Annotated in this window: 28 protein-coding genes and 1 pseudogene; 23 read left to right on the top strand and 6 right to left on the bottom strand. The window is 22.3% G+C overall.

Annotation, left to right across the window (positions count from 1 at the left end):
- Positions 1-210 precede the first annotated feature (210 nt).
- Together AAHM95_RS03120 and AAHM95_RS03125 are read left to right on the top strand one after the other, a co-directional pair.
- A complete protein-coding gene (locus AAHM95_RS03120; RefSeq protein WP_342274076.1) occupies positions 211-342 on the top strand; it encodes a hypothetical protein in 132 nt (43 codons plus the stop codon).
- A 12-nt stretch (positions 343-354) separates the two neighbouring features.
- Positions 355-477, top strand: a complete 123-nt coding sequence (locus AAHM95_RS03125; RefSeq protein ID WP_338975673.1) for a hypothetical protein — start codon at positions 355-357, stop codon at positions 475-477.
- A gap of 446 nt (positions 478-923) precedes the next feature.
- Here AAHM95_RS03125 and AAHM95_RS03130 read toward each other — a convergent pair whose 3' ends face one another.
- The 4 genes from AAHM95_RS03130 to AAHM95_RS03145 form a co-directional block, all read right to left on the bottom strand.
- Positions 924-1,313: a hypothetical protein gene (locus tag AAHM95_RS03130; RefSeq protein ID WP_338975671.1), complete on the bottom strand. Its 390-nt coding sequence runs from the start codon at positions 1,311-1,313 to the stop codon at positions 924-926.
- Between the two features lie 39 nt (positions 1,314-1,352).
- Positions 1,353-1,946, bottom strand: a complete 594-nt coding sequence (locus tag AAHM95_RS03135) for a hypothetical protein (RefSeq protein ID WP_338975670.1) — start codon at positions 1,944-1,946, stop codon at positions 1,353-1,355.
- A 285-nt stretch (positions 1,947-2,231) separates the two neighbouring features.
- Positions 2,232-2,786, bottom strand: a complete 555-nt coding sequence (locus tag AAHM95_RS03140) for a hypothetical protein (RefSeq protein ID WP_342274077.1) — start codon at positions 2,784-2,786, stop codon at positions 2,232-2,234.
- A 318-nt stretch (positions 2,787-3,104) separates the two neighbouring features.
- Positions 3,105-4,178, bottom strand: coding sequence for an Mbov_0401 family ICE element transposase-like protein (locus AAHM95_RS03145; RefSeq protein WP_342274078.1), 1,074 nt, complete (start codon positions 4,176-4,178; stop codon positions 3,105-3,107).
- Between the two features lie 530 nt (positions 4,179-4,708).
- On the opposite strand from AAHM95_RS03145, the gene AAHM95_RS03150 reads away from it, so the two are divergent.
- Positions 4,709-5,116 carry a hypothetical protein gene (locus tag AAHM95_RS03150; protein ID WP_342273977.1) on the top strand — a complete coding sequence of 136 codons (408 nt, stop codon included), beginning with the start codon at positions 4,709-4,711 and terminating at the stop codon, positions 5,114-5,116.
- Between the two features lie 156 nt (positions 5,117-5,272).
- Here the strand turns inward: AAHM95_RS03150 and AAHM95_RS09645 are convergent.
- Positions 5,273-5,932: pseudogene (locus AAHM95_RS09645) on the bottom strand (transposase family protein); the annotation flags it as partial.
- A 118-nt stretch (positions 5,933-6,050) separates the two neighbouring features.
- On the opposite strand from AAHM95_RS09645, the gene AAHM95_RS03160 reads away from it, so the two are divergent.
- The 6 genes from AAHM95_RS03160 to AAHM95_RS03185 all read left to right on the top strand — a co-directional run bounded on the left by AAHM95_RS03160 (position 6,051) and on the right by AAHM95_RS03185 (position 12,093).
- Positions 6,051-7,126 (top strand): IS3 family transposase gene (locus AAHM95_RS03160; protein ID WP_342274370.1). Its coding sequence is split into 2 segments (ribosomal slippage): positions 6,051-6,252 and positions 6,252-7,126, totalling 1,077 coding nucleotides; the frame shifts between segments, so codons are not numbered across the junction.
- A 94-nt stretch (positions 7,127-7,220) separates the two neighbouring features.
- Entirely contained in the window at positions 7,221-8,126 is a 906-nt protein-coding gene (locus AAHM95_RS03165; protein WP_342274371.1) for an IS3 family transposase, read from the top strand.
- A 193-nt stretch (positions 8,127-8,319) separates the two neighbouring features.
- Entirely contained in the window at positions 8,320-9,735 is a 1,416-nt protein-coding gene (locus tag AAHM95_RS03170) for a hypothetical protein (RefSeq protein ID WP_342274080.1), read from the top strand.
- A 335-nt stretch (positions 9,736-10,070) separates the two neighbouring features.
- A complete protein-coding gene (locus AAHM95_RS03175; protein ID WP_342273977.1) occupies positions 10,071-10,478 on the top strand; it encodes a hypothetical protein in 408 nt (135 codons plus the stop codon).
- A 175-nt stretch (positions 10,479-10,653) separates the two neighbouring features.
- Positions 10,654-10,776 (top strand): hypothetical protein, encoded by a 123-nt coding sequence (locus AAHM95_RS03180; protein ID WP_342274081.1) that lies wholly within the window; start codon positions 10,654-10,656, stop codon positions 10,774-10,776.
- A gap of 69 nt (positions 10,777-10,845) precedes the next feature.
- A complete protein-coding gene (locus AAHM95_RS03185; protein ID WP_342273919.1) occupies positions 10,846-12,093 on the top strand; it encodes an ISNCY family transposase in 1,248 nt (415 codons plus the stop codon).
- Positions 12,094-12,249: 156 nt separating this feature from the next.
- On the opposite strand, the gene AAHM95_RS03190 is transcribed toward AAHM95_RS03185, so the two are convergent.
- Positions 12,250-13,323: an ankyrin repeat domain-containing protein gene (locus AAHM95_RS03190; RefSeq protein WP_342273918.1), complete on the bottom strand. Its 1,074-nt coding sequence runs from the start codon at positions 13,321-13,323 to the stop codon at positions 12,250-12,252.
- Positions 13,324-13,527: 204 nt separating this feature from the next.
- Between AAHM95_RS03190 and AAHM95_RS03195 the strand changes: the two genes are divergently transcribed.
- From AAHM95_RS03195 to AAHM95_RS03260, 14 genes are all read left to right on the top strand, one after another.
- On the top strand, positions 13,528-13,713 hold the full coding sequence (locus tag AAHM95_RS03195; protein ID WP_342274082.1) for a hypothetical protein: 186 nt from the start codon (positions 13,528-13,530) through the stop codon (positions 13,711-13,713).
- A 469-nt stretch (positions 13,714-14,182) separates the two neighbouring features.
- The gene (locus tag AAHM95_RS03200; protein ID WP_174480528.1) at positions 14,183-14,341 is read left to right on the top strand and encodes a hypothetical protein; all 159 of its coding nucleotides are present in this window, start codon (positions 14,183-14,185) and stop codon (positions 14,339-14,341) included.
- Between the two features lies 1 nt (position 14,342).
- A complete protein-coding gene (locus AAHM95_RS03205; RefSeq protein WP_174480527.1) occupies positions 14,343-14,486 on the top strand; it encodes a hypothetical protein in 144 nt (47 codons plus the stop codon).
- Positions 14,479-14,790 carry a hypothetical protein gene (locus AAHM95_RS03210; protein WP_338975561.1) on the top strand — a complete coding sequence of 104 codons (312 nt, stop codon included), beginning with the start codon at positions 14,479-14,481 and terminating at the stop codon, positions 14,788-14,790. Before AAHM95_RS03205 ends, AAHM95_RS03210 begins: the two co-directional genes overlap by 8 nt.
- On the top strand, positions 14,783-15,010 hold the full coding sequence (locus AAHM95_RS03215) for a hypothetical protein (RefSeq protein WP_342274083.1): 228 nt from the start codon (positions 14,783-14,785) through the stop codon (positions 15,008-15,010). The genes AAHM95_RS03210 and AAHM95_RS03215 overlap by 8 nt, the downstream gene beginning before the upstream one ends.
- A gap of 15 nt (positions 15,011-15,025) precedes the next feature.
- Entirely contained in the window at positions 15,026-15,787 is a 762-nt protein-coding gene (locus tag AAHM95_RS03220; protein WP_342274084.1) for a hypothetical protein, read from the top strand.
- A 16-nt stretch (positions 15,788-15,803) separates the two neighbouring features.
- A complete protein-coding gene (locus tag AAHM95_RS03225; RefSeq protein WP_174480523.1) occupies positions 15,804-15,962 on the top strand; it encodes a hypothetical protein in 159 nt (52 codons plus the stop codon).
- A 34-nt stretch (positions 15,963-15,996) separates the two neighbouring features.
- Positions 15,997-16,185: a hypothetical protein gene (locus AAHM95_RS03230; protein ID WP_338975562.1), complete on the top strand. Its 189-nt coding sequence runs from the start codon at positions 15,997-15,999 to the stop codon at positions 16,183-16,185.
- A 13-nt stretch (positions 16,186-16,198) separates the two neighbouring features.
- Positions 16,199-16,576 carry a hypothetical protein gene (locus AAHM95_RS03235; protein WP_338975557.1) on the top strand — a complete coding sequence of 126 codons (378 nt, stop codon included), beginning with the start codon at positions 16,199-16,201 and terminating at the stop codon, positions 16,574-16,576.
- Positions 16,577-16,593: 17 nt separating this feature from the next.
- On the top strand, positions 16,594-17,778 hold the full coding sequence (locus AAHM95_RS03240; RefSeq protein WP_342274085.1) for a hypothetical protein: 1,185 nt from the start codon (positions 16,594-16,596) through the stop codon (positions 17,776-17,778).
- Positions 17,779-17,792: 14 nt separating this feature from the next.
- Entirely contained in the window at positions 17,793-18,200 is a 408-nt protein-coding gene (locus AAHM95_RS03245; RefSeq protein ID WP_342274086.1) for a hypothetical protein, read from the top strand.
- 99 nt (positions 18,201-18,299) lie between these two features.
- A complete protein-coding gene (locus AAHM95_RS03250; RefSeq protein WP_342274087.1) occupies positions 18,300-19,511 on the top strand; it encodes a hypothetical protein in 1,212 nt (403 codons plus the stop codon).
- A gap of 3 nt (positions 19,512-19,514) precedes the next feature.
- Positions 19,515-21,593 (top strand): hypothetical protein, encoded by a 2,079-nt coding sequence (locus AAHM95_RS03255; protein WP_342274088.1) that lies wholly within the window; start codon positions 19,515-19,517, stop codon positions 21,591-21,593.
- A 4-nt stretch (positions 21,594-21,597) separates the two neighbouring features.
- Positions 21,598-21,720: a hypothetical protein gene (locus AAHM95_RS03260; protein ID WP_338977759.1), complete on the top strand. Its 123-nt coding sequence runs from the start codon at positions 21,598-21,600 to the stop codon at positions 21,718-21,720.
- Positions 21,721-21,731: the final 11 nt, after the last annotated feature.

Genomic DNA, 21,731 nt, shown 5'->3' on the forward strand with positions numbered 1-21,731 from the left:
TCTTCTTTAACTTTATATAAATATCCTTGACCATCACCAGTTTTAGTTCCGATATAAATATTTTCGTTTGTTGAAGTAGTTAAACTATAAATTTCACCATTGTTTACATTTCATTTTGATAATATTGTTATTGTGTCATCTTTTGTAATTTTAATTAACTTTCCTGTATATACATTATCAACGGGTGTTGTTTTAGTTCCAACATAAATTGTGCCATTGACATTTAGTAAACCACGAACTTCACCATTAGTATCTTTTCAATCAGATAGTGCTGTTATTGTATCATCATCAGTAATTTTAAATAAATTACCTTTGTCATCACCAGTTTTGGTTCCTGCATAAATAGTATTATTAATGTTTAATAGACTACATATTTCACCGTTGTTTTCATCTCATTTAGATAGTGCTGTTATTGTATCATCATCAGTAATTTTAAATAAATTACCTTTGCCATCGCCAGTTTTTGTTCCAACATAGATCGTAGCATTAACATTTAATAAACTTTGAACTTTACCATTACTTTCTTTTCAATTTGTTAAAGGTGTTGTTGTGTCATCTTTTGTAATTTTAAATAAATTACCTTTGTCATCACCAGTTTTGGTTCCTGCATAAATAGTATTTTTATTATTAACTAAGCTTTGAATTTCACCATTATTTTCTTTTCAATTTGTTATTTCTTGAAAATTACTTGTTATATTACTTATACATGCAGTGACATTGCTTGTTGTTGCTGCTGTAAACCCTAAAACACCTACAATTGATAGTATACTTTTTAAATTTTCATAAAATACCCCTTTTTCAAACTTTAACCCTTTTATAAAATAATTTTACATTATTTCAAAAATAAAATAGTATTTATAATACTTTTTAGTGTTATTTATGAAGTTAATGTAAGTATTTTAGAAAGATATTAAATTAGAAATCTATATTAAATTTTTTTGATTAATATATGAAGTATTTACAAAAGGTTCATTTAATAAATCATTAATTTCTTCGATATTTATGATTTTTTCTGTAGTTATTTCTTGAATTTTATTTCAACTTAAACTTAAAAAATTATTTATTTCAGTATCATTTAATTTTAAAATTTTGCTTATTATTTCCAAAATATTATTTGTTATTTTAACAGTTTTTTTAATTTTTTTATAATATAGTGAAACATCCGCCAGTAATTCTAAGTTACTATAAAATTTATTTTCTTCTTTTTTTGAATTTATAAGTTTTACTAAGAATTCTTTGATTTGATCATTTTTATATTGTTTTTCTAAAATTAATTTAACTTCTAAGTCACATTTTTCATCTTCATCATTCATTGTTATATTGTCCCTTTTTCATTATTATAATTAATAAATTTAGCTTAAATATGTACTATTTATTTGAAGTTTAAAGTGTGCTCCTTCTACAGCATTTTTTGATTCTTCTTTTAAATGAATAGATAAATATATATTGCCATTATTACTATATCAAAAAAATGCTTGAGCATATATATGAATAAAAACTAACGGAGTAAGTCAACTGCCATAATAATACATAAATTCTATATTTCAAGTTTTGTTTTTTTCATCATTTGTGTTACTTGATGTGTTAATTTTTGCTGTATTAACTGATAAGTTAGGTCCTGTAATTTGAGATGGTAAATTATGTCATATACAGTTTTTATATGTGGCAGTTTCAACTTTAATAATTGCTTTATCATCAAAATTTAACAATTGATACTTTTTAATAAATGATTGTCAATCTAAATGATATTTTTTTCAAGACATTATATTGATATTGTCTACAATATTGCCTTCATATTGAGAACTTGTGCCATTAAATCATTCTTCATTTTCGTACAAAGGTTTTGATTTGTGAGGGTTGTTATCAAAAAAGTCACAAGCGTTAATGTTAATAGTAGTTAATGCACTAAATGTTAAACAACTTAAAATATTTAATATTCTTTTCATTTTATACCTCTTTAAAATTTTTAGATTTATGGTGACATATTCAAATATATCATTTATTTATTATAATATTTTTAAAACTTTTTTCAGTGTATAAAAGGTAATTTATTTCATTTCATTTCAAGGATATATGAAATTATATATGGATAAAAATTAATAACATCGCTACCTTATAATTTCTCCAAACACTACTATAAATCAATTAATGAAGTAAAATATTAAATATTTTTTCAATTTTTAAAATTAATTAGTTGCGTAATATGTCTAAAGTTTAAAAGTATCTAAGATTTATATTTTTTGTAATTTATTACTAGAACTTTGACCTTTACTTGTTGAAACTTTGCTATTTTCTTGATTAATAAAATCTATATCTGTTTTATTTCATTGTGAATAAAATGGTATTTCTTTTCATAATATTTTACTTAAAATAGTTTCAGTAAAATTTATAGATGCATTATTTCAATCTTCTGCTACTGTTATTGATTTTTTAACAATTTCTTCAACTACTTTTGTATATTCTTTAATAATTTTTAATTTCAATGAATCATTTTTCAAACACAAATCAATTATTTTATTACTAAAGTTTTCATAAGCATTTGCTTCAGATTTTAAATTTGGATAGAAATTTAATAATGTCTTAAATTCAAACAATTCATATTTAAAAAAGTCTTCAAAACTATAATTTTGATATTTTTTAAAACTTTCAACATTAAATTCTGAATTTAAAAAATTATTCAAATTTGTATCTTGTTCTATTTTACATTTGATGTGTTTTGGCAACTCTTTATATTTATAAATAAATTCTATTTCTTCTTTATTATTTTCATTTTTAACAAGACACATTATTGCAATTAAATGTATTGTCTTATAATTTTCTATTAATGTATTTACGGTTTCTTGTGTTTGTTTTAGTAAAATTTGGGATGGTAACAAAAACGGAGGATATAATTACTTTTTAAACATTTTTTTTAAATTATAGACAAGAAATAATTGTAATTATATGCAATTGTAAATTTATATTACTACTAAATTAAATTAATTTCAATTAAAATACAAATATTGAAAAAATCAATAATAAAATTAATATTTATACACAACAAAAATTCTTATTAACTTTTAATTTAATCAGTTTTTAAAATTTTAATAAAAAAATTAATTAAGTTATGTTTTTAAATTTATTTGATTACATTTAAAAATAACCATTTTAATATAAATATTTATGTTATAAGTTCTATTACCAAGCATTTCTTTTAAAATATGTCAAATATTACCTTCTGTAAAACAACCTATATTTCACTTTGCACCTTGATTTTCAATACCTTGTTTATTATTTTTAAAATATTGTTTTTTTAATTTTTTATGGTTTTTTAATATTTCATTCATATATTTTATTAACTCATCATATTGACCATTTTCAATAAAATTTCTACAAATCTTATATTCATCTCAATATTTTCCTTTATTTCCAGCGATTATTCCAACATATAATTTTTTAACTAAATGGAATTTATCTAAAACAAAACTTGCACCTAAATAATCAGCAACTTCTTTAATTCATCCTGCACTATCTCCACAAATAATAATTTTTGCTTGGTCAAAATTTTCAAAAAATCTATTTCCTTGTTCTTTTATAAATTCAGCAGTTTTTTTAACACCAATTGCTGTTTTTGTTTGTCTTATTATTACATCTGCTCTTTTATTAACTAATTTATGATTAACATTATCTGTACAAAATAATACTAAACGCATTGAATATTTAGCAGAATTGCGTTTAAATTTTCAAAATTTTCGATGTCCATCATCAATACTAATATAAATAAATTGATTTGGTTCTAATTTAATTTTAGGAACATTTAATTTATTAACTTGATATTCTTGAAATAATCTACTAATACTTGTTGTACTAAATTTTGTTTGTTTCATAGTATGTAAAATATCAATATATCTTTTTCCGTCAGCAAAATGTTCAATAACATTATTTTTGATATCCTGACAAGTTCTTTTATATTTAGGCAATTCTAATTCTTCATCTAATAAACAAACTCTTACTCATTTTTTTAATTGTTCATCATAATATTTATAATCACGACATTTATAAGTAACAAGACCATTGATAGTATTTCTAGTTCTTTCTTTAATTTTAACTGGAATATATTTTCTATCTCTTTCTTTTAATATTCTTCAATCTGTTTTTTCTCATTGATTTTTTATATCATCTCTAAATGATTGATACATTCTTTTTGTTGCTTCTTTTAAAGTTTATAAATAATTAAAACTCATATTTTTTCTCCTAACTATTTTAAAAAAATCTAAATTTATTGTAAATATATTTAAAAAATTAATTTACTTAATTATTATATAAATATATAAGTGTTATTTTAAATAAAATAAAAAATATTTAAAAAACCACTTTCATATTTAAAATATAATAAACAAGTTACATATAATTAATAGTATAGGTATTACAAAATAAACGCCTTTAATTTAGGCGTTTATTTTGCATTTAAAAGCATACTGTCAATATCGAGTGAAAATTTCCCAAAAATATTTTTTAAAAAATAAATTATTTTGAAAAGTTATACTGTTAAATAAACATAAATTCCAAATAAATTCTTTTCTAGATAAAAATAGAAATAAAGTTTTTTAATTTTTTAAAATTTTTTGTATAATTAATTTATACAAAAAATTATATAAGTTTTTAACTCATTATTTTATCTTAAAATAAATGAGTTTTTTTATTATTTATTCAAAGGAGAAAAGAAAAAATGTTTAAAGTTAAACCTAATTCACCAGTTTATGAATTTTATTATTCTGAAATAAAAAAATTAGAGGGTAAAATTAAAGATAATAAAGAATTAGATAATATAATAAATACTGAAAAAAATCTTAAAGAAGAAATAGAAAAACTAGAAATATATCTAAAAACATTAAATGAAAATTTAAAAAAGAAATATAAAATAATTCCATATATTGAAAAATTAAATATATATGATTTAGAAGATAAAATCGAATCAAAAGGACAAAAAAGGGTTGATAATGTAGGAAAATATTTAAAATTAAAATCAAGTTTAGATTATGATTTTGATTCAATTTTTGAACAATGAAAACGCAGTGCAAACAGTGAAAATCAACCTTTAACAAGTGGATATAAACCAAGCTCACCACAGATGTAAAAGGGGAAGATATTGCATTTGCAATATCTTTATATCTTTAAAATTGATTTTAAGACACCAAATTTGCTCATATACAAATGTTTTAAAATTTTATATGGTTTAGTATTAATAAAATAAATCTCTTCTAAAATATGTTTTTTTACTTTTAATTAAAAATTATTGATATCCATATCTTCAAGGATGGTCTTTATTTGGTATATAAACTTTTTTAGTTTTTATCAAATCTTCTTTAATAATTGGTTTTAATGCTATTTCTTTTAGTTCATATATTTTATTATTATAACTAAGATAGAATTCATTAATAAATGATTTAAGTACAATTACATCAGTTCTAGGTTGTATATATTGAACTTTGTTATTTTTATAAGGAAAATATTTTTTACCATAATATGTTATAGTTGAACCACTATCTGTTTTTCTTTTACAAAATCTTGAAAGATAAACATTTATTTCATTTTGTGTAGGAGCTTTAACCATAGCAGATTTATTATCATCAATAGGAAAAGCAAACTGATTATTAAAAATGTTTATATATGTTTTAAGAAATTTATTACCATCTTCTAAATTTTTAATTTTATTAAGTCGTAATTCACTAATTAAGCGACTTTGAAGTGTTCCAAATAATCGTTCAATTCTGCCTTTAGCTTGTGGAATTGAGGTTCTAATTACTTCAACACCTAAATCATTACAGCATTTTTGAAATTGAGTATAAGTGTCATTTTCTGTGTTTATTTTACCTGAATCAATTTTTTTCTTATATCCAAAAACTGTTCTATTATCAGTATAAAATATCTTTGGTATGCCATATTTAGTTAAATGGATGGGTTACACTTTATTGGACACTAATTGCATAGACAAGTGAACAAATTAGTTAAAAGAAAGGAATTATAATTATGGTCAATATTAACTCATATTCAGATGAATTTAAAAACAAATAGTAGCTTTATATCAAAGTGGCAAATCAGTATCTTGCCTTGTTAAAGAATACAATGTTACAAGAGCAGCTACTTACAATTGAATTAAGCAATTTACTAATTCAGATAGTTTTAAAACTAAAGATAATCTTTCAGATTTAGAAAAACAATTAATTCAAGCAAATAAAGAATTAAAACAGTTACGAATGGAAATTGATATTTTAAAGCAAGCAGCACTAATAATAGGCAGAAAGTAGAGATTATTGCAAATAATAAATCTAAATATAAAATTCGCACAATGTGTCATTTTTTAAAACTCTCTAAATCAACATATTATTTTAATTTAAAGAAAAAAAATAAAATTCAAAATAATATTTATGAACAAGCTGTTATTAGTGCTTTTAAAGAAAATAAAGAAGTTTATGGTACTAGAAGATTAAAAGTCATACTAGCAAACCAAGAAATTTATTTATCACGCAGAAAAATTAAAGAAATTATGAATAAGCATAATTTAATATCAAAATACACTAAATTATCATTCAAAAATTATCATAATAAAGTCAATGATAGTCAAATAACCAATCTTGTTAATAGAAACTTTAATAATAGAATTAAAAATGAAGTTATTGTTAGTGATTTAACTTATGTTCAAGTTAATGGTAAATGAAACTATATTTGCCTATTAATCGACCTATTTAACCGCGAAATTATTGGACATAGTGTTGGAGTTAAAAAAGATGCATCATTAGTATATCAAGCATTTATGCAATCAAATCACTGTTTAAAAGATATTGAAATATTTCATACTGATCGCGGTAATGAATTCAATAATAAAACTATTGATAAACTTTTATTAGCTTTCAACATAACTCGATCTTTAAGCAAAAAAGGATGTCCTTATGACAATGCTGTTGCTGAAGCAACTTTTAAAACTTTCAAAATTGAATTTATTAATGATAAAAATTTTACATCATTAATCCAATTAAAATTAGAATTATTTGATTACATCAATTGATATAACAACATAAGAATTCACAGTACTCTAAACTACCTAACTCCAATTAGTTATCAAAAACAAATGTCTACCAAAAAATAGTCCTAAAAAGGGTTGCCATTCCAAATTCAGGTAGTTTTAAAACTAAAGATAATCTTTCAGATTTAGAAAAACAATTAATTCAAGCAAATAAAGAATTAAAACAGTTACGAATGGAAATTGATATTTTAAAGCAAGCAGCACTAATAATAGGCAGAAAGTAGAGATTATTGCAAATAATAAATCTAAATATAAAATTCGCACAATGTGTCATTTTTTAAAACTCTCTAAATCAACATATTATTTTAATTTAAAGAAAAAAAATAAAATTCAAAATAATATTTATGAACAAGCTGTTATTAGTGCTTTTAAAGAAAATAAAGAAGTTTATGGTACTAGAAGATTAAAAGTCATACTAGCAAACCAAGAAATTTATTTATCACGCAGAAAAATTAAAGAAATTATGAATAAGCATAATTTAATATCAAAATACACTAAATTATCATTCAAAAATTATCATAATAAAGTCAATGATAGTCAAATAACCAATCTTGTTAATAGAAACTTTAATAATAGAATTAAAAATGAAGTTATTGTTAGTGATTTAACTTATGTTCAAGTTAATGGTAAATGAAACTATATTTGCCTATTAATCGACCTATTTAACCGCGAAATTATTGGACATAGTGTTGGAGTTAAAAAAGATGCATCATTAGTATATCAAGCATTTATGCAATCAAATCACTGTTTAAAAGATATTGAAATATTTCATACTGATCGCGGTAATGAATTCAATAATAAAACTATTGATAAACTTTTATTAGCTTTCAACATAACTCGATCTTTAAGCAAAAAAGGATGTCCTTATGACAATGCTGTTGCTGAAGCAACTTTTAAAACTTTCAAAATTGAATTTATTAATGATAAAAATTTTACATCATTAATCCAATTAAAATTAGAATTATTTGATTACATCAATTGATATAACAACATAAGAATTCACAGTACTCTAAACTACCTAACTCCAATTAGTTATCAAAAACAAATGTCTACCAAAAAATAGTCCTAAAAAGGGTTGCCATTCCAATTTTACTACCAATTGTTTTTATCGTTTTGTACCAACAGCACGTGGAACAAGAAAAACTTGAAATTGTTTAGCATTTGATTTATTTATATGTTGTAATTTTAGTGATAGTAGTGTTCAAAAAGTAAGAAGATATGAAAATACTCATAGTGAAACTACAATTGGTGCTTTAATGAATGTTTGTCAAGTTTTATTAGATACATATAATATTAATTTATTACCTAATAATCCACATGGTATTAAATGAAAAATAACTAAGGATGGTGGATGTATTATTTTTCCTAATAATCAACAAATTGACTTTATTGGTTATGCTAATGGTAATAAGATTTTTGGAAAAGAAGCCGGTGGTTCAAGTTTTTTAGGTTCAAGAACAGATGAAATTATTATGGCAGAAGAAAAAGAAACACTAACAGAAAAGCAATTAACATATCGATATGAACGTTTACAAAACTCTATGTTTAGAAGTAATCGTATTAAAGTATCAAAAGAACCTATTAAAGAATGAAGTTGAACGTTTATTGATAAAAATATATATAGTCCTAATTTTGGAAAAAAAATTACTCGCTATTTTTATAAAAGTTTCTTTATTACTTTTACATGTAATCCTTATGATAAATATCATCCATTTTATTTAAAATACTGTACGCCATTTTTACCATTAAATGATAAAGTGATGGAAAATCTTAAAAAAAATGGCAAAATTTATTATGAAAATCAAGATATGTTTAGTGGTTTAGGTTTATTTGTTTTAAGATTTACTATTCAACCATTTTGAAATAAATTACCAGATATTCAAAAAAGAACATTATTAGAAATGAAAAAAAGTAATCCTGATGAATTTAATACTGTTTTTTATGGTTTTGAATTTTTAGATAGTGATGCAACAATTTTCCCATTTCAAAAAACTGTAAAGTGCTGACAACCATATGATTTAAAAGAATTTTATAATTCAAAAAAAGATATGTATAAATTTGATTTTTATTCAGTTGGTGTGGATTGAGCAACTGGTCATAAAGACCATACTGTATTTATAGTAGTGGGTTTTAAAGAATATAATAATACTGGTTATTATGATGCTTATATTATTTGTGAATTAGTAGTTACTCCAAATGATTTTATAAATGAAAATGAAAAAATTAATGCTTATGTTAATGAAATTTTAGGATTAATTGATAATTTTGAAAATTTTGAACAAGCAATTTATTTTTATGATGATAAAGCACGAACTGCCATTGATTGATTAAATCAAAAATTAATAGATGAACATAATACTATTTTAATCACACAAACTGCTATTAAACATGCTTCAAATTTAAATCAAGAAGCAGGATTAACTAATAGAGTAGTTTGAATGAGAAACATTATGAGTTATGGAAACTTTTATGCAAATAAAGATGATTTACCAAAGACTACTCAATGTTTAGAAGAATTACGTTATGACCAAACCAAAACTAACATTCCTGATAAAAATATGTATCAAGACCCGTATGATGGATTATTTTATGCATTGTATCCATATAAAAATGTAATTAGGGGTAAAAATAATGCTACTGTGAAAAAAAGCATCTTCACATTTGCCATATAATAAACAACTACAATATCATTAATAGTATAGGTATCACAAAATAACGCCTTTTATTTAGGCGTTATTTTGCGTTTAAAAACGTACTGTCAATATCGAGTGAAAATTTCCCAAAAATATTTTTTAAAAAATAAATTATTTTGAAAAGTTATACTGTTAAATAAACATAAATTCCAAATAAATTCTTTTCTAGATAAAAATAGAAATAAAGTTTTTTAATTTTTTAAAATTTTTTGTATAATTAATTTATACAAAAAATTATATAAGTTTTTAACTCATTTATTTTAAGATAAAATAAATGAGTTTTTTTATTATTTATTCAAAGGAGAAAATAAAAAATGTTTAAAGTTAAACCTAATTCACCAGTTTATGAATTTTATTATTCTGAAATAAAAAAATTAGAGGGTAAAATTAAAGATAATAAAGAATTAGATAATATAATAAATACTGAAAAAAATCTTAAAGAAGAAATAGAAAAACTAGAAATATATCTAAAAACATTAAATGAAAATTTAAAAAAGAAATATAAAATAATTCCATATATTGAAAAATTAAATATATATGATTTAGAAGATAAAATCGAATCAAAAGGACAAAAAAGGGTTGATAATGTAGGAAAATATTTAAAATTAAAATCAAGTTTAGATTATGATTTTGATTCAATTTTTGAACAATGAAAACGCAGTGCAAACAGTGAAAATCAACCTTTAACAAGTGGATATAAACCAAGCTCACCACAGATGTAAAAGGGGAAGATATTGCATTTGCAATATCTTTATATCTTTAAAATTGATTTTAAGACACCAAATTTGCTCATATACAAATGTTTTAAAATTTTATATGGTTTAGTATTAATAAAATAAATCTCTTCTAAAATATGTTTTTTTACTTTTAATTAAAAATTATGAGAGGAAGCATTTAATGACAGATCAAATTACTATGGAAAATAATTATCTTTATAAAATAGAGTTAAAAGATAAAGAAAATATTTTAATTGTAAAAAATTTAATTACAAATGAGGATATTAATTTTGTCATTATTTAGTGATAATTTCCTATTAGTTATCAAGTAAAAATTTCCCAAAAATAAAGTTAAATATACTTGGTGATAAATATGGAAAGAAGCATGACTATGAAAGAAAAATATAAGTATAAAATTATAAATGACATTATTACTAATAAATTATCTAAACATCAAGCCAAGAATAAACTTAACCTAACTATTAGAAGAATTAACCAATTAATTCAAATTTTTAATAGAGAAGGTAAAATTGGTTTTATTCATAAATCTCGAAATAAAATTTCTAATAAGGTAACAAATTTTGAAATCAAAATTAAGATTATAAATTTATATAAAACCAAATATTATAATTTTAATTTTCAACATTTCCATGAGAAATTAAACAATGAAGAAAAAATTAAAATTTCATATAGTACACTTTATAATATATTAATGAATGAAAAAATAATTTCACCAAAAAGACATAAAAATAAAAAAAATAACTTACATCCAACAAGAAATCGTAGAACAAATTTTGGTGAATTAATTCAAATGGATGCAAGTAATCATCATTGATTTGGTAAGGATAAACCAAAAGCATTTTTACATGCTGCAATTGATGATGCTACAGGCAATATTGTCGGACTATGATTTGATCATCAAGAAACATTAGATGGTTATTATAATGTTTTTTATCAAATTTTAACTAAATATGGCATACCAAAAACATTTTATACTGATAATAGAACAGTTTTTGGATATAAAAAACAAATCGATGCTGGCAAAATAAACACGGAAAATGATACTTATACTCAATTCCAAAAGTCTTGTAATGATTTAGGTGTTGAAATTATTAGAACTTCCATTCCACAAGCTAAGGGTAGAATCGAACGCTTATTTGGAACACTTCAAAGTCGCTTAATTAGTGAACTTAGACTTAATAAAATTAAAAATTTAGAAGAAGCTAATCAATTTCTTAAAACATATATAAGTATTTTTAATAATCAATTTGCCTTTGCTATTGATAATAATAAATCTGCTATGATTAAAGCTCCTACATCAGAAGAAATAAATATTTATCTTTCAAGATTTTCTAAAAGAAAAACGGATAGTGGTTCAACTATAACATATTATGGTAAAAAGTATTTTCCTTATAAAAATAACAAAGTTCAATACATACAACCTAGAACTGATGTAATTGTACTTAAATCGTTTATTAATGAGTTATATCTTAGTTACAATCATCAAGTATATGAATTAAAAGAAATAGCACCAAAACCAATTATCAAAGAAGAGTTGATAAAAACTAAAAAGGTTTATATACCAAATAAAAACCATCCTTGAAGATATGGATACCAATAATGTCAAATTAAAATTAGATAAAATTCTTTTTATAAAAGATTATTTTTGTGAATACTTAACTATATAAAATTTTAAATTGTTTGTCGAAAAGCAAATTTAATGCCTTAAAATTGATTTTAAAGATATAAAAAGATTGCAATTACAATCTCTTATTTTTTATATTCTTGGTGATGTATATCCACTTGTTGAAGGTTGATTTTGATAATTGCTTGAGTTTATTTCATCTGAATCAAAATCATTTTTGTAATTTTTAATTATATTAAGCATTTCATCTTTTGATATAATTTTACCTATAATTTTTTTCACTGACTCATTATCTGTTTTTTCATACGTAAGTTTTCAATCTACTACTTTATACTTTCCAGATAATTCCAAAGTAAATTTATCAGGACAAAATTTTTCATATTCCATTATTAAACATTTTTTTTCTAATTTTACTACTTGTTTAATTGTTTGACCTTTTTTATTCTTTTTCGTTAAATCTGCTCCTTTTTTAACTAATAATTTAAATATTTCAACATTATTAACATTTTGTGCATCAAATAAAGGTGTATCATCTCAATTATCTTTAATATTTAAATTGGCATTATTTTCAAGTAAAAATTTAACTATGTCCTTATTTTTATATCTAACTGCTAAATGTAAAGGTGTTTGACCATTTTTATTTTTTTTATCTACTTCAATTTTATTAATTAAATATTTTGCTATTTTATTTTTCTTTTCGATAATTGCAAGTTCTCATGGTGTTTTATTTTCATTTTTAGGATTTTGATAATTGATATTTGCACCACTTTCAACTAAAATCTCAACTAAATTTGGCTTGTTTTTTAAAATTGCTGCTTCTAATACACTCTTTTCAAACCTGTCATTTTCTGGTTCATTTACAGTTCTATATCAATTATAAAAATTGCCAATTAAATTAGGATTTGCATCGTTTTCACCATTTTTTAACATTAGTTCTCAAGTAAGTTTATTATCATGATTTGCAACATAAACTATTCTTTCTAAAATATTAACTGTAGAACTTTCTGCTGTATTTCCATCTGATGATACTATTCATGCACTTCAATATGGCTCTGTAACCATTCAATTTTGAAAATTACGATGTTCTTTATGTTTTAATACATGCATAAGGTTATTTTTAATGTATGTTCCATTACCTTCTTCTAAATTTTTAATAATATCATTATCTGCTGTCTCTTTTTTGAAACTTTCATTAATATTTCCCATTTTTATTACCTTCTTTACTTTTTAACATTAAAAAAACCATTTACTTTGAAATTAAAGCAAGGGATTAAAAACTATATTAAGTTTTTATTTATTTTTTTCCTAATTATTTTAATCTGTTTAAATTATACTTCTTTTTATAAAAATAATCCCTACATTAAAAAATAGGAATTAAAATTTTTAGGGATTATTCAGAATTAGTGTTTTTTGATCAATATTTTTGGGAAATTTTCACTCGATATTGACAATGAGGATATTAATTTATCTTTAATTAAAGAAGATAAAGAAAATATAAATAATCAAATAGTTTTAACATTTGCAAATATATTTAATAGAGAAATTAAATTAATTAAAGAAGATATTTTAAAAATAAAAAAAGAATTATTAATTTAAAATTGTAACACCATATTCCCCACTTAGAGTTAAACTTTTAAGTGGGGTATTTTTTATTTACTTAGTAAAATTAATGTAGTATTAATTAATTTTTAAAAGCAGAATAGGAAATTGATATCAATACAAGAACAAATTAGTATTGTTTTTTATCACAAAAATTAGTTGATGTTTTTAAAAGAGCATTAGAAGATTTAAAGTTTGAATATGAAGATAAAGAAACATTCCATTCAAAATCAAAAAAAGGAAAATTAATAATATCTTTGGTGATTTTAACTTATAGCCATCAATCGATATAAATTATGTTACTTTAATTTTTAACAACCCAAAATTTTATAGACGCTGTATTTTATTAAACAAAAACGATGAAATTATTGTAACTGGTCAAATTTTTAACACTTTAAATATTCCTAAAAATCGTGCATTTTGTTCAATAAATGTTAAATGATTTAAAAAATGAAAAGAGTAAAAAATGATATTATGAAAAATTTTATTAATAGTACCAATATTAATAACAAGCATAACACTAATAATATTTTTAATATTTATTAGTAAAGAATTAAAAAATGAATATAAAGTATTAAAAATATTAAGTGAAATTGCTAATCAAATTGAAAATAAGGAGAAATAATATGAAATATGAAGATAAATGTTCTATGTGCAATAAAGTAAAAGAAAACTTTTTATCCAATACCTGTAATAGTTGTTGATTAGAATCAGTTAATAAATGAAATAGAAGAAGTTGAAGAAATTTAGGAGACATTGATAATGAATAAAGAAAATATACCATGTTGTTTTAGTGAAGTTAATGAACTTGGTAAACATATAACAAATTGTAATAATTTACCAACAAAATTAGATAAAGATAATGTTCAAGTAAGATATTTTTGTGATAAACATATGATAAAAGTTGAAAATATAAGAAGAAAAATTGCCCAAAAATATATTAATGAATATAAAGAAAAATTAATTTTAGATATCGATGAAATTATAAATGATAAAAATCCACATAGAACTTATACAGAATATGTCTTTTCTTTAAAAGAAAGAATTGAAAATGGAGAATTTGATAATGATTAAATTAAAAGATTTATTTGGTGAAGATAAAATAGAAATATTTTCACCAAATTCCAAAGATTTAACAGATAGTAATGATATAAAAGCATTGATTTTATGAAAATATCCCAATGTCATTGCTAAATATTTAATTGTTTCTCAACCACATGCTAATACTGCAATTTTAGTTGGAGATAACTTTAATTATCAAGGTTGAATAGAATTTTTATTAAACAGAAAGTAGAAGGAGTAGAAGAAAATGCCAAATGACATAACTGTACAATCAAGTAATTACACTTTATTAAAATTAATAAGAACTGGAGCAAGTCCATTATTTGGTATGATAGGAACTTTTGCATACTATGGTCAACTTATTGGTAATCCAATATTAGGTAGTATAAATGCTTTATTATTTTCTAAAAAATTAGGAATTGATATATGAAATTTAAATCAAATGCCAAATTTAAAAAGTAAACTATTAAATTCAAGTAAAAAAATAGCATTAGGATTAGGAACAATTGGTTTAGCAAATTATAGTAAATTTACTGAAACAATAAATCCTATCACCCCAACTACAACCACTACAGAAACTCCGCCATGACCAGCATTAACATTATCAGTAACTAACAATAATGTTAATGACCAATCTTTAATGGATTGAGATACTTATATATCTTTAAATTCATATGGTATTGCAAATTTGGTTGCTGGAATTACAGAATTAATACCAAGTAAATTTGAAACTATACGTAAAATAGCAAATATGGCAACTGGTGGTTGTTTGATTAGTAGTGGTGTTGCTATGGGTATTAATAATGATTTTATGAATGCTTATGCAGTTCCGACTATTATTGCTGGTGCATCTGAAATTATCCATAATTTACTACCAATGGAAACAACTAATCATGTTGAAGAAATGCAAGAAACAACATTTACTAGTGAAAATGCAAGATTAATTAATGATGTTGTAGATAGAATATCACCAGTATATAGACCAACTACATATTATGACAGTTTATAAAGGAGGTGAGTAATTTATGAATAAAGAAAAATTAATTGAATATTATAATCACGAAATAAAAATACATAAAGAAAGGATGGAACAATTAAATAAAGAAATTTCTTTATTAGTAACTATTATAAGTAATTATCAGTCAATGGTTGAAAGAATTAATGGTGGTCAATTTGACGAATAATTAAAAAATAAATAATTGAAAGGAAAATATTGAAATGAAAGAATTATTGCATGAATTAATCATTATTGGAACAAGTGTAGGAACATTAATTTGCAGAGAATTAATTGTTTGATTTAAACGATTTATTACAACTCCAAAACATGTTCGAGCAAATAATAAAGTAATAAAACATCAAAAAAAATTAGCAAAATTAAATGAAAAAATTAATAAAGAAAATAAATAAAGGTGTAATGTAAATGTTAGAAAATGAAACTAATGTTCAAGAAACAACTGAACCTTTAACTGAAAATAATGATTTGCAAAAAGAACAAGAAACTAAGATTGTTGAATTAGAAAATAAGTTAAATAAACTTAATGAAGAAATTAAAGAAAAAGAAATGCTTAATATATTTAAAAAATATCAAGTTAAAAAAGAATTTTATGATTTTTTAAAATTTAAAACAAGTAATATAGAAAATTCAAAAGTAGAAGACACTATTAAAAAAATGATTAAAGAACAACCAGTATTTAAAGAACCAATTAATACAGGTGGTAAACAAGAAACAATATTAACAAATCAATCGAATTCAATAAAAAGTAGTTTATTGGATTATAAAAAGAAAAATAATTTATAACAGAAAGGAAAATAAAAATGGCAATTAATATTCAAACAAACTTAAATAATACAGAAAAACTAGTTGAAGCACCAGAATTTATTGAATTTTTCAAACAATCAAATAGTCCATGAGCAAACTTTTTTCCTATTGAAATAGTTAATTCTACTAAAATAGAATTTATTATTAAAGTTCCAAAAGACCCATCAATTAAAGTTATTGCATGAAATGATAAAAGTCAAAGAATAGATGTAACTTATGCACAAACTGATACTATTCCAAAAATAATTGAAAAATTATATGTTGCTGGTGAAACTATTGCAGCAATTGACTTAAATGCTGAAAATGGACAAAATTTATTAGAAAGTATGCAATATGAAGTCGCTAATGATTTAGCAGATAAATTAGCAACTGATGATATACAAGTAATTAGCGATAACGGAACTAAAGTAATAATTAGTGACACATCACCAACAGGGCATATACAGGCAATGTTATCTGCTTGAAATACTTTATTTCAATTAAGAAATAGTGCAAATTGTCGTTTCTTTATTACAAATAATCTTTATGATACTATTGTTTATTTGGCTAATAATAAAGGTTTAATTACAGATAACCAAATTGCTCAACAACTAAGATTAAATGGTAATGATTTATATATAAAAGGTGTATTATGTCAAATTGTAATGGATGATTATATGACATTTACTGATAGTGAAAATAAAAAACAAATTATACCTTTTATTTTAGCAACACCAAGAGCAATGAAAAGATATATGTTACAACAAACAATTGTTTATGTTCAAGAAATTGCTGATGGCAAACTTGGTAGAGCATATAAAGTTGGTGGTGAAGTACTAGGTCAATTAATTCCTTATATGTCAAAAAAAGAAACAACATCACGTTGAATGCTATGTGGAATTATTACTAAAACAGATTTAAGTAGTAAACTTACAATTTTAACAACTGATATTACTGCTAATACGAATAGAAAAAATCAATTACTAGATACAGCAATAAAAAATGCAAGAGAAATTACTGGTTTGAATCCAGCATTAGATTTAGTACATGCAAATATTAAATATTTTAGTGATGCACAAGGCAAAACTGATGTAAGTAATCAAAATCAAAAAGCAGGAGATTTATATGTAATTATTACTGCAGATATTAATGATGCAAATTATCAAGGTTCAACAAATCCTATAAAAATAACTCTTAAATAATAAGGACATTAATTATGCCTATTGGTACAGCAAATACAGCCACACTCTTAAAAATAAATAAACCCAAACATACTAGAATTAGTCAACAACAAGAACATAAAAGTTTATGATGAGAAATTTTAGAAATGATTGGTGTACAAGTTATAGCAGTAGCACTTGCTCCTTTTACTGGTCGTTTAAGTGAAGATTTAGCACTTGGATTAGGTGCAAGTGATTTAATTGCTAGTATTAGTGCTGTTGGTGTAGAATTTTTAACTGATTTTACTATTAATCAAGTTTATGATTATTTAAAAGGAAATGTAATACCATTAAATACTTTTTTTAATATATTACCAGCATTTGCTGGACTTAATAAAATTAGTCGTGGTTATCGTACAACTAAATTTATTAAGTTAGCACAAAAAACTAAAACATTAGAATAAGTTGGTATTAAAGAAGCAAAAAACTTACAAGAAATTATTAGTCAAGTAAGTGGAAAAGAAATTTTAACAGATAAAATTATTGGTAATAAACGTTATTTAATGAAGTATAGTTTTACTCCTAATCGTGAAACAGTATTACGAGATTTAGGATATGTTGCTGAAAGACAATATAAGAATAATTTTCAAAAACTAGAAACAGAAAAATTAATGGAACACTTATTATTACAAAATACATTAATAAAATTAAGTCCACAATTAACTCCTAAATTTAAAATTAAAGATATTGAAAAAGCAAATAACTTTTTAAAAAAATTTAATACTGATTTAAAAGAAGTATTAAAAATGAATCAACATGATTGATTAAATTTAGTTCATACAATACATACAGAAAATAGATATGGAAAAACTTTAATTTTAGATTTACAAAAAATTCGTGCTAATGCTATTAAATTTAATTTTAAAAATAATGTTATTCATCAACTTGTTTTAAAAGCAAATCAAACTTTTAAATATTTTGATATTAGATTTTATTTAAAAAAAGGTTTAAATAAATTTTGAAAAGATACACCATATTTTGAAAAAATACGAGAAAGTATATATAAATTACAAGAAAAATTTGAAAAGTTAGAAAAACAAGTATTTGAAAAAATTCAGAAATTAAAAGAAAAAGCAACTGATTTATTTACTAGTGCAGAAAAAAGAGCAATTAAACACGCACAATTAATTCCATTAAATTCACCAGTATTTATGGGTTGTAAAATTCAACCTTTGTCATTAGATAAATGTGCAATTACTATTTATCATCGCAATCCTAAATATAAACCAATTACAGTTGTTGATAGTATTCTTAAAGCAAAAACTTTTGTTACTCAAATACATCCATTCCATTGATATCGTTGATATAGTGGTTGATACATTGGTTATGGAGTTAATCAAAATAAATGATTAAAAGCAATAGCATTTGCTCCACCAGTGGTGCAACAAGTAATTAGAGATAGTTTTAAAGTATATAGAGAAATATTTAGAACTATTAGAACTTATCATAAAGTAGTAAATGTTATTAATAATCCTATTGAAAATATTAACAAATCATTTAAAAATGTTGGTTTAAAATTTAGTGTTAATACTTTATTTGGTACTGGATTATTACATCATTTAGAAAAGTTTGCATATAGTCAAGTTGTAACAAAAAGTAAGAAAAAAATAAAAAAAGGTAAAAATAAAATACAAAAAGAAATTGAACATATAACACATAAAAAAACAAAAAAACATACTTATCATTATAAACAAGCATTTTTTAAGGAATGATAAATTATGATTAATAAACTTTGAACTGATGTCAGTCTTGAAAATTATAATAACTGATATCCATTAACTGGAAAAATTACAGAAACTCCACAACAATATATACAAACATGACCAAATATTAATGATTGATTTATAACTTTTGCTATTCGCGCGCAAAATGATATTAATGCTTATCTTGATTTTATTTTATCTAAATTTCCTTTTGATAGTTTTAAAGATGAATTAATTAAAGAAACATTAAGAGATATGGTTTATGTTATGGTTGAACATTGAGTATTTAATCGTACACCAATTGAATTTAATGTTGATGCTACTATTCAATTTAATAATGGTAATCAATTTAGTGCAAATAGTACTCCTACAATTAATGTTTGAGATTTAGCACCTAGTAGAATGAAAATATGAGCAAGATTAACAGAATTAAAACAAATATTTTCAAGTTATAATAATGATGAAATAGATGTTGAAAAAATTGACTTAAAAGCATTTTATACTAGAAATCAAGTTGATGAATTAATTAAAGAACAAAAAGAATTTACATTATTAAAACAAATTAAATTATATGATGATTTAGTTGATGATAATGAAAATGAAATATATAGAGGTCCTGTTAGTAAATTTGTTAATAAAGGTTATGTTGCAACTGGTTATGATAAAGAAACTGAAACAATGATTTTAGATTGACCAGATGAAATTGGAACATTACCACCAGAAGCATTACAAAATAATCCGCAAATTGGTGATTTTACTCATGCACCAACTTGTGATTTTTCTGCTAAACAACAAAAACGAATTACTACTAATGAAAATGAAATTACCAAATTAAATAGTGAATTAACTAAAACAAATGAAAACATTGATGATATCAAAAATAATTGATTTAATATTGAAACTAGTCCTTTATGAAAAAAAGTTGAAAATAATAATATAGAAATGTTGAAATGATATTTTATTAAAATCAGTTATCACTATTCAACAGAAAATAACTTTATGAAATTTTATAAAATAATTAAAATTTATTTAAATAATATTTTTCATGAATTTGAATTGTTAAATGTTGATTCCATGACTTATAAAGAACAAATACAAAATAAAAATATTTTAAATATTGGAACTATTTACTATGACAATAGAAATAAAAAATTTAGTGGTGGAGGTAATTCCTATCCTGAACGTGGAAAAATTAATTTAATTGGTGATATACAAGAAATATATCAATATCAAGGAATAGATACACCAACTGAATTTATAACAGAAGAAAGTACTGAACATGATTATTACACAAAACTAGAAACTAATAATTTATTAGATAAAAAGCAAAATATCAATGATGATGCTTTACAAACAGTTTCTAAACAAATCGTTCCTGCAATTAATGAAATCAATAATAAAATTCCTAATTTATCTGATTATTATAAAAAAGAAGAAGTAGATAAAAAATTAGAAGATGTAAAATCACAATTTCCTATTGCATTTCAAATAAATGCTATTAGTGCAGAAATTCCTAATTTAGAAACTACTGATAAAACTATTGCCGGTGCTATTAATGAATTAAAAGAAAAAATAAAAGATAAAAAATTTTCAAATGATTATTTTAAATATAAAACTGAAACAAATGAAATTGCATTAAATGATGAAGAAAATTCATTACTTTGTAAAGATTTATTAGAAAATAATGAATATAAATTATTAAAAACTCAAAATAAAAAATTATTACAAGCAATTAATGAAATATTAGAAAAACAACCACAACCCAGTCCAAGTGGTTCAAATTGAAAAGAAGTAGGTAAAGTCGTAGTAGATAAAAATAATATTACACATATAGAATATATATTTAAAGATAAAACACATTATAGAATATATTATAGTTTTGGTGATTATACTAGTAAAGAAAATAATAAAAATTATAGTTGACAAATAATTAATTTTTATTATCAATTAGATACAAATGTTTTAAAAAGTAGTTTATGAATATCAAATAATAATGTTAATGCGGATACTGAAATTAATATTTATAATAATAGAATAATGTGGGGTATGGGTAGAGATTATATTTTTAAAAAATTAGAAGAATTACAGGAATAATATTATGTTTTTTAAAATTATAAAAATTATTTTAGGTTTAATAGGAGTAATTTTATCATCAGCAACAGCAGGTTTAATTATATTTATTATTATAAAAATTGTATTAAAAATTAATCAAATATTTTAAAAAAAGGTGGT

Origin of the sequence: Spiroplasma endosymbiont of Phycita roborella, assembly GCF_964031195.1 — a bacterium.
GTDB classification, from domain to species: domain Bacteria; phylum Bacillota_I; class Bacilli_A; order Mycoplasmatales; family VBWQ01; genus Spiroplasma_E; species Spiroplasma_E ixodetis_A.